General features: G+C 41.2%; 6 protein-coding genes. 1 reads left to right on the top strand and 5 read right to left on the bottom strand.

The annotated features are described in order from the left end of the window. Positions 1–29: 29 nt before the first annotated feature. The gene (locus tag ACT89M_RS06965) at positions 30–899 is read right to left on the bottom strand and encodes an AraC family transcriptional regulator (protein WP_253496378.1); all 870 of its coding nucleotides are present in this window, start codon (positions 897–899) and stop codon (positions 30–32) included. Between the two features lie 95 nt (positions 900–994). On the opposite strand from ACT89M_RS06965, the gene lacZ reads away from it, so the two are divergent. Beyond that, positions 995–4,135 (top strand): beta-galactosidase, LacZ type, encoded by a 3,141-nt coding sequence (lacZ, locus tag ACT89M_RS06960; protein ID WP_154890854.1) that lies wholly within the window; start codon positions 995–997, stop codon positions 4,133–4,135. 222 nt (positions 4,136–4,357) lie between these two features. Here lacZ and ACT89M_RS06955 read toward each other — a convergent pair whose 3' ends face one another. The 4 genes from ACT89M_RS06955 to ACT89M_RS06940 form a co-directional block, all read right to left on the bottom strand. Continuing rightward, a complete protein-coding gene (locus ACT89M_RS06955) occupies positions 4,358–4,594 on the bottom strand; it encodes a hypothetical protein (protein ID WP_090918193.1) in 237 nt (78 codons plus the stop codon). 360 nt (positions 4,595–4,954) lie between these two features. Beyond that, on the bottom strand, positions 4,955–6,601 hold the full coding sequence (locus tag ACT89M_RS06950; protein WP_154890853.1) for an S-layer homology domain-containing protein: 1,647 nt from the start codon (positions 6,599–6,601) through the stop codon (positions 4,955–4,957). Further along, the gene (locus ACT89M_RS06945) at positions 6,598–12,288 is read right to left on the bottom strand and encodes a dockerin type I repeat-containing protein (protein WP_154890852.1); all 5,691 of its coding nucleotides are present in this window, start codon (positions 12,286–12,288) and stop codon (positions 6,598–6,600) included. Before ACT89M_RS06945 ends, ACT89M_RS06950 begins: the two co-directional genes overlap by 4 nt. Positions 12,289–12,291: 3 nt before the next feature. After that, complete coding sequence (locus ACT89M_RS06940) at positions 12,292–19,110, bottom strand: hypothetical protein (RefSeq protein WP_308722529.1); 6,819 nt, start codon at positions 19,108–19,110, stop codon at positions 12,292–12,294. Between the last annotated feature and the right edge of the window lie 332 nt (positions 19,111–19,442).

Genomic DNA, 19,442 nt, shown 5'->3' with positions numbered 1-19,442 from the left:
AAATAAGTTAGGCACTATTACTCGTCTTATCAGCCTAAACCATGCAGTTTGCGAAATTTCTCGGGACTCATGCCCGTATGTCGTTTAAATATCGTACAGAAGTAACTCGCATTTTCATACCCTACCCGGTCAGCCACTTCATAAATTCGGAGCTCCCGCTCACTGAACATCAGCTGTTTGCTACGATTGATTCGTTCCTGGTTGACATAAAACACAGGTCTCACATGTAAAGCTTTCTGAAACAACCGACATAGATATTGAGGAGATACAACAGCCACATCCGCCAGTTCCTTCAGCGACAAAGGCTGATCCAGGTGCTCTGTAATGTAACGTAGCACGGGTTTCAACCGTTCCATCTCGTCGTTATCGTTGTCCGACACAATGAGCAAAGGCTTCAGATCCAGTAGCAAGGCATACAGGTGTTTGGAACTGTCCCGATCATCGGCAGCATTCATCGCATCCCCCGTGCCTTCCTCCCTTACAAGCAACAATTCCAAAGCGTTCAGCAGTTCGGGTTTTCTAAGCTTATATACTCCTGAACTGGTGATTCCCGCATAGGCCAGTAGCTGACTTGCCTCCCGCCCCTGAAAGGATACCCATGCCAGTTCCCAGTGATCCGTAATAGGCCTATACTCATGCGGAATATCGGGGTAGGTGATAAACACCTCCCCTGGGCCAACGATATATTCTCCTTCATCCTCTATAATCAGCCTGCCTTGTCCCTGAATGACCTGATGAATCTGGTAATCGGGAAAGCCTTCCGGGCGCTCCGTTTCAAATTGATGTTCCCAATACCCAACGGTCGTCATATAGACTGGCAGACGTGCGGCTTCGTCTGTTTTACCAAAAAAGATTCGTGTATTCATGCGGTACACCACGCTCTCCAGCTTTAGTTTCATATTGTGATATATATGGGCAATATTCTTTATTTTCTAAGTACCTGATCAATTCTATACTGTGAATATATTATAACATGATCAAAGGAGCTGCTGATATGCGAAAGAAACTTGTGCACACCCCTCCGGCTAACGGATATCCGGAATGGAACAACAATCCCGAGACGTTTCAGGTGAATCGTCTGCCAGCCCATGCCAATATGGTAGCGTTTCCAACGATAGAAGAAGCCTTGTCCAATGAATTCACTTCGTCCCCTTGGTACCAGACGCTAAATGGTTCATGGAAGTTTAGTTTTGCTGAAACGCCAGAACAGCGCATTACTTCTTTTTACGAAACCAGCTATGATGCCAGCAACTGGGATAACATCGCTGTCCCATCCAACTGGCAGCTTCAAGGCTATGATTATCCCCACTATACGAACATGACTTATCCTTGGGTGGAGCGCGAGCCTGAGTTAAAACCACCCTTTGCACCAGCAACCTATAACCCTGTCGGTTCCTATATTCACACTTTTACAGTTCCTGCGGACTGGAAAGATCGTCCGGTCCTGTTGCACTTTGAAGGCGTTGAATCTGCCTTTTATGTATGGGTGAATGGAGAACTTGTTGGGTACAGTGAGGATACCTTCACACCTGCGGAGTTTGATATCACGGCATATTTAACAGAAGGTGAGAACAAGCTGGCAGTTGAGGTTTATCGCTGGTGTGATGCAAGCTGGCTGGAGAATCAAGATTTCTGGCGGCTTAGCGGTATTTTCCGCGGCGTATATCTGCACTCGCCTTCGCCGGTTCAGATCGCTGATTTCTTCGTTCGGACGGAACTCGATGATGCTTTGCAGAATGCAGAACTGCAATTGGATGTGAAACTGTACAATCATAATGCTGGACAGCAAGTGGAAGGCTTGACGGTTCAAGCACAGCTCTATGATGCGGAGCAGAAGCTTGTTTTGGATCAGCCGCTCGCTGCAGAGGTTTCTTTTGCCAATGAAGAAGAAATAACGTTACACCTCTCTACTCCAGTTGCGAACCCGCTCTTGTGGAGTGCCGAAACGCCTAACCTGTACACATTGGTGCTGTCCATCCAGAATACTTCGGGCGAAACGGTCGAGGCTGTTCGTACCCGTGTCGGATTCCGCAGATTTGAGATCAAGGACGGCTTGATGAAAATTAACGGCAAACGCATCGTGTTCAAGGGTGTCAATCGCCACGAATTCTCGCCAGATTCAGGACGGGCCATCGGCCGTGAGGATATGATTCGTGATATCGAGCTGATGAAAGCCTATAACGTTAATGCCGTGCGCACATCGCACTATCCAAACCAGACGCTCTGGTATGAGCTGTGTGACGAATACGGACTGTATGTGATTGACGAGACGAATCTGGAGACACATGGTACTTGGTACTATGGGCAAAAAGAAATGAACGACGACAACATCCCGGCAAGCAAGCCGGAATGGCGCGACAACGTCATCGATCGCTGTAACTCCATGTTCCAGCGGGACAAAAACCATGCGTCCATCATCATCTGGTCGCTTGGTAATGAATCGTTTGGCGGCGATAACTTTATCGCCATGTACGACTATCTGAAACAAGCCGACCCAACAAGACTCGTTCATTATGAAGGAACTTATCACTACCGCCCTACCGATTCGGCAAGTGATATTGAATCCACGATGTATATCAGCCCGAACGATATCGAACAGTATGCACGGATGAAAGGGGACAAAAAACCTTATATCATCTGTGAATACAGCCATGCGATGGGCAACTCCTGTGGCGGTCTGCACCTGTACTGGGAAATGTTTGATAAATATGAGATTTTACAAGGGGCATTTATCTGGGATTGGGTGGATCAATCCATTCGTACCAAGACAGCAGACGGTATAGAATATCTCGCTTACGGTGGAGATTTTGGCGAGTCTCCGCATGACGGCAACTTCTGCGGTAATGGACTGATTTTGGCAGATAAAACGGTTACGCCGAAGCTGGAAGAAGTGAAAAAATGTTATCAGAACGTTCGCATGCAGGCGCTCAATCTGCAAACCGGACTGGTTCGCATCGCGAATCATTTCCTGTTCACAGACCTGAACGAATATGCACTCGCCTGGACGTTGTCCCATAACGGAGTATCTGTGGAAAAAGGGCATCTGGACATTGCTGCACAGCCTGGCGAATCCGTTGAAGTCCATATCCCTTACACACCATCTTCCGACCTGTACACAGAAGCTGTTCTTACTGTCTCTCTGGAAACCAAGAAAGCTACGAAGTGGGCAGAAGCAGGACATGAGATTGGTTGGGAGCAATTCGTCGTATCTCCTCGTCTGCGTGCAATTCAGCAACCTGTTGCGGGAGCAAGTGACGCGCTTCAAGTGGAGGAACTGCAAGATGGCGGATTGAAAGTGAATGCGGGTGAAGTCTCCATAAGCTTCAGTTCGGTTACTGGCGCACTTACTTCCTATCAGATTAACTCTCAGGAGCAATTACTGGCACCTGCTCGTGCGAACTTCTGGCGTGCGATGACCGATAACGATCTGGGTAACAAACTGAATGAACGTGCCGCTTTCTGGCGTGACGCTCATGCGACCAACAAGCTGATTCGTTTTGAACATCATACGGATGCGCAGGACTGTCATGTGACAACAGATTATACGTGGGATGCCAGCCCGGGAAGTACGCTGTCCATCACCTATCACATCAAACCGAATAGCGAGCTTGAAATCAGTCAAACCCTCGTCTCCGGTGCAGGTCTGCCTGAACTTCCTGAGTTCGGTATGCTGTTTGAATTAAAAGACAGTCTGGATACGATCTCATGGTATGGTAGAGGGCCGCATGACAACTATATCGACCGTCAGACCAGTGCACGCCTTGGCTATTACACCGGAGCCGTTCGTGATCAGTTTGTTCCTTACCTGAAACCACAGGAATGTGGTAACAAAACGGATGTCCGTTACGCTGAGATTACATCGGCTGTAGGCGAAGATGCTGCAAAGGGCAGCATGGGGTTGCATTTTGAAGCCAATTCGCCGTTTGAAATCAATGCACTGCCATGGTCGCCTGAAGAACTGGAAGCAAACGACCACGTCTACAAATTGCCGGCAAGCTCACATACCATCGCTCGCATCAACTACATGCAGATGGGTGTTGGCGGTGACGACAGCTGGAGTGCACGTACGCATCCAGAGTATACGCTGCAAGCCAATCGTCCATATCATTTTACGTTCACGGTAAGACCCGTATAACATCAAGCAAGCACTGCTGGCGATCTGCCGGCAGTGCTTTTTTGGTTGCATGGTTAGAGTCTTACAGTCTACGTTGGAAGTTTGTCGCAGGAACATTATAATGATTGGAATATAAGGGGAATCAGATGCTATGAGTGAATTGCACTCACTTGGGATTGCTTGATATCATCTGCACCACATGCTGTCACCGTTAATAGAAGTAATAAAAGACAAAGATTCAGCCTACCTAGTGTACCGATCCATATCATCCATCGCAGAATCATGCATTCGTTTATGATGATCTTCATGCTGGCGAACGTCATTCTTTAACTTGGCCAGAAACCCCCATCCCGTAAAGGCAAGCAACAGTACAGTAATTAATGCATACGCAAAGCTATATAAATTCATATAGAAGTTAATGAAAATAGCAGCCAGCATCAAGCCGAGAATCCATAATGTGAACTTTGTACCCTTTCTCAATTCATTCCCTCCTCCAAAATCCATATTAACAGAAGAAACCAAACCGACAAAGAAAAACTCCATGTCAGTTTGGTTTATAGGCACTTAAAATTCTTCTATATAAATTGAACTAATCATTGGCACGATCCCGGAGAGGACAGAAAGAACCTGAAAATGCGAAGCTACAAGTTTTCTGCAAGAAAACTACTTCGGAAGCCTATACGTCGCCTGACAGCTTTTCTGAAAGAAAGCTGTATCAGAAGCATACACTTATCACCCGATTTTCCCTTTATACAAAGGAATCAAAAAAATCTGGGAATAACAGCGATTGGAAGGTTATTCTGTGATCGGAGTGTCTGTGTAAATAATCTTTAGTTCAATTTATTCTAATTCTTTGAACCTTTGAATCATCGTAGCAACTTCTGCTCTGGTTGCAAGACCAGAAGGATTTAGAGTCAGATCAGAATTACCATTCATAATGCCCTTTGACACAGCCCAATGAATTGACTCTTTGGCAAAGGCCGAAATTTTATCTGCATCTTTGAAACTAAGGGTTGAAATTTTGCTCTGCAGGCTCAATCCTCTACTCTCTGCGTATCGATAGAGCATCACCGCAATTTGCTCACGAGTGATTGAAACATTAGGAGCGAATATCCCCTTACCATATCCGTTAACGATCTTGCTTTCGTTTGCCCAAATAATAGGATCTGAATACCAACGACCACTTTGAACGTCTGAGAACACATCTGCAAATTTAACATTAGGTTGATTTTCCATACGATATAGTGCAGTAGCAAGCATTGCACGACTCATGTTCTTTGAGGGTGAAAATTCTGTTTCAGAAGTTCCAGTGAATAGCCCCGCATTATAAACATATCTTGCAGAAAAATAGAACCAATCGTCATGTGCTATATCTGTAAAAGGAGTCTTTCTTACAAATGTAACAACGACAGTTGTGTCACGACTAATCTCTGGAATGGTATAAATGTCACGACCTATGAATTTTTCGCCGTTGACAATGATATATTCTGTTTCAAACCCTTCATCAGGAATCACTCTGATCGTGGCAGAGGTTGTTGCACGAATCGTTTGATTTTCGAAGCCATCAGCAATTTTACCATTCCCACCTTTTACAGAAGCGTTAACCGTATAGTTAAGCTGATGTTTAGGGCCCCCAGAACCACTAGAACCATTAGAACCACCGTTAGAAGCATTAGAATCCTCGTCCGTGATAACCCAACGTTTCGGGCCTACAATTTTCGAATTTTCAAAATTAGAAAATGCAATCTCAAGCAACTCTATAGCTTTTGAAATTTCCGTATCCAACGCGTTTTCATTCTCAAAAACAGCCTCAGCCTTAGAGATCGCACTTCTTAGATTTTGAGCGGATTTTGTTGTATACCAAAAGTCTGGATAATATATGACTTTGGGATTATCCGCAATCGTAACTGAAGCAAGATAAGCTTTTGCAGCCTCAATGTCTTCATATAGTGCAGACTTAGAGATTTCCTTTACACCAGAACCGACCACAATTTGTACATCTTCAAACGGTTCAATTCCCCTCAGACTTGCATCTTTATTCGTGATGAGAAAGTTACTTAAAGAAAAATCGAACGTTCCGTTATTTCTAGCTTGGAAGACGGCAGTTCCAATATTTTTCATGATTTCATCATCTTTACCGTTGGCAGTCATATCGAGATATACATAATTGATGTCACCATCGGAATAATTCATTGAAATGTCTTTTTGCATATTGACACTCGTGTTTTTTACAACATAAGAATCAAAGTGTAGCTTTCCTTGAAAACCATATACCGGCGCTTTACCCGCACCAGTATATGCAAGACTTAGTTTCACAAATATGTTCTCTCCAACATCAAATGAAGATTTTGGAGAACCAGAGCTGTCAGTTACTGTGATGTCCACACGATAACTAAGGTCAGCAGCATCGTCTGCCCCGTAGACGTATGATGGTAGAGTAGCTACCAGAAGTAGCATGCACAATATCACTTTCAATTGCTTCATCATCGTCTCAGTGCCTCCATTAGTATGAGTTGTGCATCTACAATATCAACAACACCATCACCGTTTATATCAGATCTCATCCAGTCTTCAGAAGAATTAAAGCCATTGTAGACATTATTTAATATCCCTTTTATCGTCGCCAGAACGTCTGCTCGATCTACAGCCCCACTACCATTCGTATCTCCACGAAGAAGATTAGGAGATTTCAATGTTGGTTCAAAAACAAGATTGGCTGTTAATTGTTCACCCGTGACAAGTTCTCTTGAAGAACCAATATATGCTTTTTTAAGATTGTCATACAAGAGCGTTTGTTTCTTGCCGTCAATCACAACTGTTGCTTTACCCATATTGATCTCCGTATATAGGGTGAACAACGAGAATCCTTGTGATTGCCGAACTTCATAACGATATCCAAGATCTTTCACACGAATGTTGATTACATCTGACAGTTCTTTATAGACTATTTTTCCATTCTTATCTTCAAAAGCAGAAAGTCTATAACCAACTTTGATTGCCGTTTCGCCTGGAGCCAAAGCTTCAATGGTACCATCCTGTGAAATCTTGATAATGTTCTGATTATATAGAACATCCCATACAATATCTTCTTCTTTTAAATCCAATTCGCCACCCTGACGAAGACCTTTAACAGAAAGCACTGTTTTTCCGCCAATCCCAAGTTCGATCACATCAGGTTGATTCTGCGAGTTCTCAAGGTCAGATATAAGTTTAATACTCTCAAACTCTGACAATTCACGATTCACAAGATAAACGGGAACAACCGTTTCGTTTCCAGCCTTGTCAACTGCTTTAAGCTGTAAAGTTTCGTTTGGTTCTTGACTTGAACTCTTACGATTAACGACAAATGTCCCGTCTGGATGGATCACAATACCTTCTGAACTACCATCTAAAGTTAATGATGCAGATACCTCTGTTAGCCCATGGAAGCTATATCTTGAGTCCGCACTAACAAAAACAACTTGATTGCTGACTGTATTATCAACCGGCTCCTTATCAAGGCTTGGCTCTACTTCTTCACCTAAAAGTAATATCGGTGCACTTGTATCAACAGTAACACCTATTGCCCCTGATGATCTGCTACCTTGAATGGTGTCTCGATTTTCACTAACTGCAGTAAAGTCAATCAAATTCTCACCGTCTTCAAGGTTTTCTTCAAATGACCAAACCGTCTTAAATTCTTCAGGCGTGTTCTTGTTTTCCTTGTTCAGGGTCAATGTCATTTTGACCGGTCGATCAAACGTGTACGTTGCCTCTAATTGTCCAGTCCTTAAATAATAATTTTCTTTTGATTTGTCGATATTGGTTTCAACACTGACAAGCTTAGGTTTACCCATGGCAGGCATAACAAAGCTTTGCGATGATGCAACCTTGGTAGAGCTATAATATTCCGTAGCATTAAGTGCTGACTCAACAATTTTAACGGATTTTACTTTGATAAAATACTTCTTGCCTTCCTTTAATAGAGGGAGGTTGGTTTGGTCTTCTAATGGTTTCAACCTAATTTCACTGCCTACAGGGAACTGACCAAAGGAATTCTCAATCTCAACCCCGTTCTCATCTTCAATCGCCACAAAATAATGGGTTGCAGTTTGGTCACTTCCATTGATGTTAACTTTCACGTATCCATCTCCACTGTATTCCGCTGATACTGATTTAGGTTCTTGTGGAAGTAATGGATTGGTAAAAGTGATTGGAGATGCAGTGATCTGCTTACTCATTCCACCCAGATGGTTAACAAGCATTGCAACCACATAATACTTCCCTTCAGGGAAAGACTCCGGAAGTGTAAAGACATGAGAACCTGATTTAATTTCATCCAGCTCAAGATTACCAATACTAATTAATGATGATGTGTCTTGCATGTTATCTGATTCAATGGTTTGCATAATGGATGGATCTTTGGTGACATAGACATTAACTGCTCCTGAATATGCACTTTGCCCGTCCGTTGTCCAAGACACATCAAGCTCACGGCTCGTATTATTACTATGCGTAGTTTTAATGCCTGTAAGCTCCGGGATATTTTCAACACTGTTTACTTCAAAATTGTCAATATACACATTTGGTGTTGTCACTGAAATGGACCAGTTACCACCAACAATAAGTGCTGGATCAATCACTGAAATATACAACGTATTTTTACCATTCATCGATTGAACAAGATAGTTTCCATTTCCCTTATTATCGTCTTCAACCATTGTCAATTTATTACCCGCTGGATTAGTGACTATGATTTCAGATGCAGAAGGTTTGACATGGCCACGAAGTGGGATTTCAAAGAGTAGTGAATCTTTTGATGCCGGGATCACTTCTTTTGTAATGCCATCTCCGGCTCTAGTTTTAGCTATTTCCTTTGTCGTGAGCCTTCTCATATTCGTTCCATATAATGCAGTGGTAGGCACAAGATTTCCGCTCGCATCCAGTTCTTCCGAGTGAACATAGTGTACAGCTTTTCCTCTAGAAGCGAGATTGATGGAACTACCAAAGTTAAAATCGCCATCCCAATAATAGATAAAGCCAAATTTTACGCCGATAACTTTCATGTTTGCACCCACAAAGTCAGATGAAACAGCTGCCTCAACGCCTCCAATTTCCTTTCCTCCTATGATGGGGACTGAAGTTGGAATATAGAATCCTGCGTATACATAACCATAGAAATAATCTTCAGTAATTTTAATCGTTATACCACCACGAACCGCCCCGGCATGAATACTAATATTACCAAAGGCATTTAGCTGAAATGGTGATATCCACTGAACATTCATTCCCGCTTCAAGATTAAGTAATCTTCCTTCATCGTCTTTTGCCAACCGACCCGTACCTTCAAGACTAAGACCGGATAGTTTTGCCTCCAGCTTGAAGTCACCTACAATAACCAGATTTATTAATAACCTTGTTCGAAGATGAAGTGTGATGGGTGGAAGTTTACCGTCTGATGTTCCGGAAATAGTCTCTGCAAGATTTCCGAAACCTCCACCAAGCCCTGTCATAAATACATATGGCGTAACGATCGGAACTTTCGTCGTATTACTTGCTAAGAAGAATGTAAGTTCATCAAGCATGATGCTTGGAACATTATTTATAGGAACCTCTTTAAATGCCAGCGAACCTTCTACTTCTAGCATGGTAAGAGCAACTCCGTAATCTAGTTTATAGATTCCATCAATCGTATCTATTGTTACTTCTGCCATAGCACCCACTTTATTTCCTACTAATGGACCTAGTAAATCTTCTGGCAGAGCTACAGCTAGTGTCGTATTGACACCAATAAAACCGATTTTCTTATCTTTACTACCATAGCGGATATCACTAATCTCGGCAGTAAGGGAGCCCTTGTAGTCATAATGCTCTTCACCTTTATTTTTATCTGCTGCTTTTAAAGGCATTGAAATCTTTCCGCCGAAGCTAATTCCGAAGTCTTCCTTATCCTGAGTCATGACACCGTACTTGATATTGATTAAAAATCCTGCAATATTTTGTAGCATAGAACCTGCATCTCCAAATTTCAGTTCTAATGCTTTAGCCTCATCCTCGGAAACAGCTTCACCATCCAAGCTGTATTTCACTCCATTTTTAACTTCATAAAACCATTTATTATGCCATACATTAACAGAGTTTATGACTTTTATGGTGCCATCGCCTTCTAATTTTGCGCCAGCGTCCGTAACTGTCATCTTAAGTGGCGTGTTGCTATCATACGTCAAGATGTTGTTAATCGTAATGTCGCCATCGGCTTTACTGGCAGAGTAATATCGATCTTTACCCGTACCCATTAACCTGACTTTCCCACGAACGGTCAATAGAATTTCGGTTTCATCTTCTACATATTTTATATTGTTATGAACAATACCATTTCTAGTGACGCTACCCTCGATAAATTTTTTCATTACATCTTCGTTTTCAAAATTAACATAATCATATAACTGTCTATTATTAGAAGAGTTTGTTATTCGAACTAGTGAAACAATTCCGTAGCTTGCACTTTTATCCGCCAGATTATTTGTTACATCTAACCCAGTTGTAGAAATAATCTTTTCTTTAAACGCACTAATTAACTGTTGATTTGTAAATCTGAATTCAATGTTATATTTTCCAACAGGCAAATTTTCATTGGTAGAGAACGAAAGAGCTTGACCATCTTCAACAAAACTTATTTTTCTTTTGTCGATTAACGTAGTTGCGCCGCTTGATGCAGAGACAAGATAAAGATCCCATCCATCAATTCCTGTAATCGCTTGTTTCAATTCGTTCATATCTCCAGAAACGGTTATATTTTTGTCTCCTTCATGAAAAACTGCAGAAGGGAAAATATGTTTCATGGAGACATCAGGAAGTTCCCCTTTAATCGCGGGAATTAAAATGTTTGAATTCGCACTATACTCAACCAGTTTATGTGTGCTTGAATCCATAATTGCCGTTGCGTTTAACGAAACTATTAATCGCTTTGCTGTAATCATGGATTGTTTCTCTGCGATGATTTCTAGATCGGGAATGTCAAATACAGTACCAATGTTTAATCCACCAGAAATTCTCACCGTATATTCTCTTGTATTCGTCGCTGCAAAAGTAAGTCCCTCATCGAGAGTAAGGGTAACCACCGGTTCGATTAGTTCTTTAGCTCCTGTAACACTATTATCAATGGTTACTGTTGCTTTAAACTTACCATCGTTTAGATATCCATCTTTGCCTTCATTCACTTGAACTTTATCTGTCTGGATCCCGATTGCTACCTCTTTCTTTTGTGTTTGATCAGAAAAGTTACCAACACCATATAACAATTCTGAAATTCTCACTTCCCCTGCCTCAATGGGTTTTTCATTCCAATAATATGCTGTTGCCGTATCAGGTACTAAATATTTGTTTGAATAGTTCGTAAAGTCAACGTTAGGATTCGGTGTATAATCGTATCTTGTATTTGCAAGATTAACCCAATGTCCAACAATAACTTTATCCACATTTACATCTTTGTTCCCACTCCAACCAGACAAAAGGGCGTAGGCCATTTTGTCTGAAGCTGAAAGAGAATCCACATATCTGATTTGTTGTGGCAGGTTTTCACCACTGTATTCTGTTTCCACGATGGTCGGTTGTTTTGGGTTCACAAGGACATGGGGTGCATCGATATTTGAACCAAGCGCATTATCTAGAAGGAGACGAATACCTACCGTTCCCGCTTGGCTATTATTATTGACCACATCATATGAAATACCAACGTTCCCAACCCGCGAGTTATTAGGGTCAGTAGAAATGGAAACCTTTTGTGTGATTGTGTAACCCTTGATATCCCATGCAATCGTCAAAAGTCTATTTTGCTCAGAGACAACAGGTTCATGAAGCTTGGTATCTATTCCGAACCATCCATATTCCTGACCGAAAATATAATCTTTTCCATCGATCCGAACGGTAGTAAATGATGTTCCATTGCTTCTTGCCGTATCTTCCTTATAGAGAAGCGGAATATTGTTGTCAAAAGCTTTTTGTGGATGACCATCCACGGTTTCAATCGAAAATCCACCCGTTTTTGAATTGATTGAATATTTCATAAAGTCGTTTGCAATTGAATAATTCGCACTGCTTGCATCTGCACTCAATGGGAAACTTACAAGAGTGAATAGCATCGCTAGAATAAGGGATACAGCTATGCCGCGTTTTAATCGACGATCAACCATCATTGCCTATTTCCCTCCTTTGTTTGAAACATATACAGAAATATTGAAATAATCACGCTTGTCCGTTTGAATATAGATGGTATACCAACCATTTGAGACATTATCAATGGTATACACTCCGTTTTTCTCCCGCAGGACCGTTCCTTTTGTTTTCATTTGGCCTTGTGTTAAACTGCCTTTTTCATAACGTGCATACGATACTCCAGCAAAGTTTTTCAGTAAAATCTCAACTTTGTTTCCAATCACCGTTGCAACATTTGAACTGTCAGGCATGACTCCGTTCACAAGTGCTATGGTGTCATAAAGACCTACAAGACGAACTGTACGACGAATAGTCGTTTGATTTCCTGCGTCATCTCTTACTGTATAGTCTATATAGTAAGGATTAGAGCGATTAAATTCATTCGCCGAGATGTTGTCTGGGTTAAATACTCGCCCGCCAACATCATAGTTGATGGTAACCTTGTCAGTTAAATCAACCTTTTTATTGGCAACCATATCCCATGCTTTAAAGTCAAGAAGCTTCGATTTATTATAGGCAATGGAAGCATCTTTTTGAGGAGTCATTCCCTCAATGAAGATGAGCTCTTCGCCATTTTCAAGTGTTAACTCCGGAGCTGTTTTGTCGATGAGACCTACGTCAACACCATACGAAGCCTGCTCTCCCGTTCTTCCTTGAAGATTGAATACATATAGTCCATTGTTGCTATAGTTCATGGACTTATCTAGTTCCCAAACGTCTTTTCCTCCAACGGATTTCGTATCTTTATCCGTGGTTACAGTGACCGTGACATCCTGGTTTGTTATTGGATTTTTATCCGTTCCGACAACATATCCTTCTTCTTTTCCAGATGTATCAACGCCAACCGTAATCTTATTTTGATAATCCTGTTCTACCCACTTACCAGCTTCGTTTTTCACAAGATATTTATAAGACCAATGAATTTCTTTAATCTTTGGTGCTCCTACTTCAATTCCTTCAATCGTTAGCAGTATTTTTTGCGTTAATCCTGTTTTGTCTCTAACTTGGAAGACATGCTCCCCATTCGTTTTAACATTGATGACCGTATCTTTATAAGACACCTCATCCCCATCTTCATTTTCAACCGCTGTTGAAAGTGCATATTCATATCCTTTATAAGAAACGGTAAGGTCTTTCATATTTCTAAAGATGTCGAGCGGAACGCCATCACTGTCCCGAATTTGGTCAAATGACACATCAACGCTTAACTTATCTTTGGCTAATGTTGCGGTTGCGGTAACTTGTGGTGGTGAAGATACAATATTGGAAACGGTAATAATATCATGACCTTCGTTACCATAGTCATCGACAAAGGACATCGTAACTGTACCATTTTTTCTAAGGCGAACTGCTTTGGTACCAGGGATATGAACGATGTCCCTATAGGTCAAGCTGCCAACTGGCTCAACACCTGTGACCCGAATTGTTTTGATATCTTTGCTAAACTGTGTTAACTCCACATTGACACTTTGTGTAGTAATTTCAGTTGGTAGCGTGCTGTACGCTCTCGCAGTTGCAACTGGCGCTACTTTGTTAATATTTGAGACAGTTATTGGAGTAACCCACTTGTTTCCTGCGTAGTCATACGCTGTCACATAATAGATACCTGAGCTATCCAGTTCAACGACATATTCATTCTCAAGCGGCTCACCCTTGAATGGGTACACGACATCGTCCTTCTTAACCTCTGCAAATGATATTTCACCTGAATCGTCTGTTAATGTGATCGTTGCATGTATATTTTGATTCGTCTTTGCTGTGTTGGATAACACATAAGAGGTTTGACCAATCGTGTTGTCAAAAAGCTTATAGCTAACCGTACGAGAATTTGTGTTTCCTGCCTGATCTCTAAACTCAAAGGTGAATGAATTAACATCTTCAGTTAGAATTCTTGAGAATGAAGCATTGTTATTAGTCATAGATAGAGTTTTCTGACCACTGATCGGCTTAACGGTTGCCATTACTCTTCTATAGGCCTTCCCTTCTTGAATTGGAACCCAATTCCCTAGATAGTTTTCGTAGGTGTATTCCACCCTGTAGTGTACGTCTTCTGCAATTGGCGTTGTATCAATATTTGAAATGGTAACGGGTACGGTTGTTTCTATTCCCGCTTTGTTTGTTACTTTGAAATATACCGTTGCATTCTGTTCAAATCTTTCGGTATGAGATGCAATGGAATCAATTTGCTCAAAGTTTATCCCATCATATGAACGTTCCAGTTTCATAATCCCGCTTTCCGGGTCAGATATTGAAAGCACTGCATTTACAATTTGGTTTGTTGGCTCAGTCGTTGAATACACCACATCAGTAACAGCTGCAGTTTCATCAACAACTGAGATAGCAACATACTCATCTTCCATCCGATCAGCTTCAACTCCTTCAGTTGTATAGACCTCGAAGTAAGCTGACTTGGTTGTCTTCCCATCTCTTAGCGCTTCAAATACAAGCTTGGAATAAGCCGTTCTTCCTTCTACCTCTGTAAATGAAGGATCAACTACACTTAGCTCCGTATTTAGTTCTAAGCCTGACAATACGGCATTTTCAACAAAGAAAAATTGTCCGGAATACTTAGGATTAGGATCAATCACATAGGTGAGCTTATCGCTCTCCTTATAGGATATAAATCCTCCATTTTGAATAGGAACTCCATTCTTCTCTACATTTCCTGTAATCTCGAATCCTTGAATGAATTCAACAGTAGGTGTGAACTTTAGAACACGATCCCTTCCAGCCTCATCCTGAACATATAGACTAATTTCGTTATTGTTCTGAATAACCAGATCATGGTCTATCGCATACTCAACAGATGTTGTTAATAGCCCTGTATACAGTTGGTTCGACCTTGCCATTTCATTCACCTTATCACCCTCATTTGGTGCATTAGGCATGATTGTTACTGGAACATTGAATGTAACCTTAACCGTTGAAGTCGTTTTTGTGATTTGAGGGTTTGCGTTAACACTTACAATGGATGCCTCCGCGTCCACCAAATTCACACTGGAGTCAACGAATACTTTTTCAGTAATATTGCCTGAGTTATCCGCTGCTTTAATCCCAATTGCATAGTTGCCACTTAACCCTTTCAAATCAATCGTATATGTTGTCTGTTTGTTTCCTTCGCCATTAACGACGGGCTGACTACTTTGCATTTTTACTGATTTACTCGAATTAAACAGTTCATAATCTTCTTCAGTAAGAATATGACTGGCTGATGGATCTTTAATAAGTGCGAATGAAACAGTTGTGTCACTCTTGTCTGAAACATCGACCGTGATCCGGCCATCTTGTCTTGCTCCATTGGTTACCATTTCGCTGGATGCTATTGCATTCGGAGCTGCCTTGTCAATATTCGAAACTGAAATCGGTACTAAAACCTGATTGCCAAGCTCGTCAGACAGTACCAGGTTTGTTGTAACGTTCTCGCTCACAGTTACTGTGAATGCACCGTTTGTATATGGAGAAACGGTGATTTTGTCCTGATCTTTTGGCTCAACCGTCAGTTTTGAAATGCCTGTCCCAACATCATTAGCTACTATTCTTGCCGTTACTGATGCGTTGGTTGGCTGAATGGTGCTGTAGTCCGGTAATTCAAAAGTTGGTGCCTGGCTATCATATAAGATTTTGACAGGTCTTGTTTCTGTTAAAAACTCTGGCCTTTCGTCAGCAGGGTGATTTAAAAGTCCAAATTGAAGATATATTGTATTGATCCCTTCTTTGAGTGCCACCGGTGTATCTAGTGTAAATGCAAACTTACCACCTGAGTTATTGCTCTCTGTAAAAGTTGGAACTAACACACCCTGATCTGTCGGCATCCCGTCAATTGTTGCATAATAGACTGGATTTTGATATTTCGTTGCACTTTCAGAAGTCCAAGCTGCATGGGGTTCATTTAATACAACATCGACCTTATATGTTCCGTCATTGGTTGCACCCATTCCGTTTAGCGTCTTGGCTTGAGCATGTGCTAACGACTCAATTGTCGCAGGTCCCGACCTCATCCCAAAGTACGGGGAAATCTTTTTACTTTCCTTACCAAGAACATCCGTCGCAACAACAACAATGCTATAAGCACCCGAAGGAAGTCCTGTCATTGTTAATGTTTGATCAACTTCGAATACACCTTCACTATTTGCTGTCAGTGTTAGCGGATGATTTTGCGTATTCTCAATCTTCGTTTCTGTTTCTGGTTTAGCTAAATAATAACTTGCACTTGCAATACCACTTGCATCTGTCACTTTAACTCTAAATTGATGTGTTGACTTGAAATGATCATGCTGATTGCCAACGATATAACTAATTTCCGGTGCTTTATTGTCGTACGTGAACTCTCGAGTAAATTCTAATGAATTGCCAGAGCGTTTATCTTTAACTCGATATTCAAGTATATATTTACCGTCCATCAAAACTTCAGTTCCGCTGCTACTACGTTTCTCAGCTGCACCAACATCATCGCTTGCATCATAGACAGTAAAGTTTTGTGTGAAGCTTGTTCCATTACGAGGATGAGAGACCCATCTATAGCTCGTTTCAATATTGGAATTACTTACATCGAATTTGATATCAAAATGTGTATTTGGTGAACCTGTATCCTTTGTAATGAGGGTGTCAGCAACAGAACCATTAAAGATCTGGACTGTTTTTGTATAATACTTTGACGCTTTCTCATTTCTTGAATCGTTACCTAATGAATCCACTGTGAAATAATATAGAGTCCCGTCAAAGCTATCACCTTTGGGAACAGATAATACAGCCGTTGAACTTTCACCTTTTGAATCTACAAATGCCCACTTGCCTTGAACTGAAGAAATTTCTTCTGATCCAAGTTTGATGTCATCTACAGGCGTATTTGGTGGTGAATCCGTACCGTTCATAAACGTATAATACGTTCTAGACCAACCACCATTACTTTGTTGATAATCTTCCATTTCAAATCTATAGTCATTTCTTTTACGAGACTGTGCATCTTGCGGCTTTACACTTTCGTGAACCGTTACACGCGGAGCCTGGTTATCTAATTTAATATGTTCAATCTCTGTGTATCCAGCATCTCCACCAAGTGAATTGTCAGCTTTATCCCATCCATACAAACGAAGCTTGAATTCGCCCTCTGTAGGATCAATTGGACTTAAGTTTGTACTAACGCCTTTTAATACCTCCGTACTAATAGGTGCTGTAACTTTCGTTGCGCTACCTAAACCGTCAAAGTTGGTTATTCTTGTCGTTGTCGGTTCATAGACATCCCCATTTTTCTTGTATAGCTCGTATGCCAAATAGTTTTGATTATCAATGGTGTGAGCGACATTCCCCTCAGGGTAGAGTGTTTCGCTAGCCACCATATAAAATTGATGCACTTTTTTCACATTATTTTGAATGGAATTTTGACCTGTTAGATCCTGTCCATTTGCATCGGTAATTCTGATCGTTGGTGTTTTTGTGTCCACTTTATGAGTAGAAAAATAAAAACTTTGTGCTGAATTCGATTCTGGTGTGGGTCTCTCCAAATAATATGGCTGTTTTACACCATTTTTCGTTAAAAAGGTAGATACATCATTAAGCTGTAGCCTTATGCCCTCACTCTCCACTTCGCTAACATCCATGGGTACTTTCCCCGTAAACTGAAGTGTACCATTAGGTTTACCATCCTCTCCCAATAATTTGGTCATGGTCAGAGTAGTAAGTGGTGTTGCAGTACTATTCCCAAGATATAACACTGGTGTTGCTTGAAAATTAGTAATCAATTCTTCTTTCATTTCTTTTATCATCGTTTTTCTATGAATTGAAAGTGCATCAACAGTAATATTCACATCTGTTAATTTTCGATTTAGATAGCGATTGTCAGTTGCATGGGAGAACGTAGCTGTTTCCGAAATATTTTCATTGCCTAAGTCATAGATGCTGCGATAGAACGTATATGTAACATCTTTATAATAGTAATCCGCTTGCCCGATTTTTGTTGTTAAATAGGTTTTAACTTCGGGATTTCCTGAAGTTGTATGGGCAAAAGTCCCTCCAAGGCTTTCAGCGTTGGTAGACTGGGCAAGGAGACCCACCCTATAGGTTAGTGATATCTCCGCTTTATTCTGCGCAACCATTGCATCGTGAAGCTTTTTGCGGTCAATATCTAACTTGAAATTATTCGTTTTGGTTGGCTCTTCAAATGTTAACCAATCTCTACCTACAGCATCGTCCGAAACGGTATAGTTGATCACTGGAGTATCTTCATATTGCATAATGTCGTATTCACCATATTGATCTCTAACCTTTTTGTCCCACTCTACACGTTCAGAGCCTGATGAATTAGTATCAAGGTAGAACTCTCCTCCACCAACATCAACATTACCCATAGCTGTGAATTTCCGTTTTGTTACATCTGAAATATCACGATAAAGTCTGCCCTGATCTTTTGTCCATGTGTTTAATTTAATGGTCTTCGCCTGTGTTGGATTTATGCCCCCATTAATAGTAGGAAGCCATAGAACCACAGAATCCCCGTACCAGTCATCACTGCCAACCAGCCAAAAGACCAATTCATTCATTCTCCATGGTGGAATATTCTGCAATTTGAATGTATGTTGCACATCAGACCAAGCCGCAGCGGCGCCAAGTGCTCTGTAATGATCAGAGGCTATCCCAGCATCATAGGTACTGACACCCATATGAACATCATCATCTGTTCCTCCATTGTCGTTTCCTCCTGTTTTCACACCGAACACATAGGTGTACTCTGTTGGCACATTCGCATAAACAGGTGCTACTGATGCCAGAAGTGAAATAACTAGCATCAAACTTAAAATCTTCTTCATGTAATGCCTCCTCGTTTTATCGTGCTTGCCATTTTGACCTAACATCTTACACTCCATTTGTTACATTTTCATTTTCAAATCTGCTATTTTGGCGGCTATCGCCTGCTGCATCGGCAGTGTACGCATTAGCAGTTATACATCATGTTCGACAAATTGTGACAGTTCTTTTCGTATCATATCATCATTGATTACAGGAACGGTGTTATATAAAGAAAACTTTAAGTTTCATAGATGAACATAATTGCAAAAAAAGAGACCGCAAAAATTTGGTTAACCTATGCGAACCTCTTAATGAAGAATCTAGGAACCGTTTTGATTCATTTGAGCTTTAA

It is taken from the genome of Paenibacillus sp. NN59, assembly GCF_057597225.1.
Note: the sequence above shows the minus strand (reverse complement) of the source record. Positions and strands in the feature narration are given on the sequence as shown.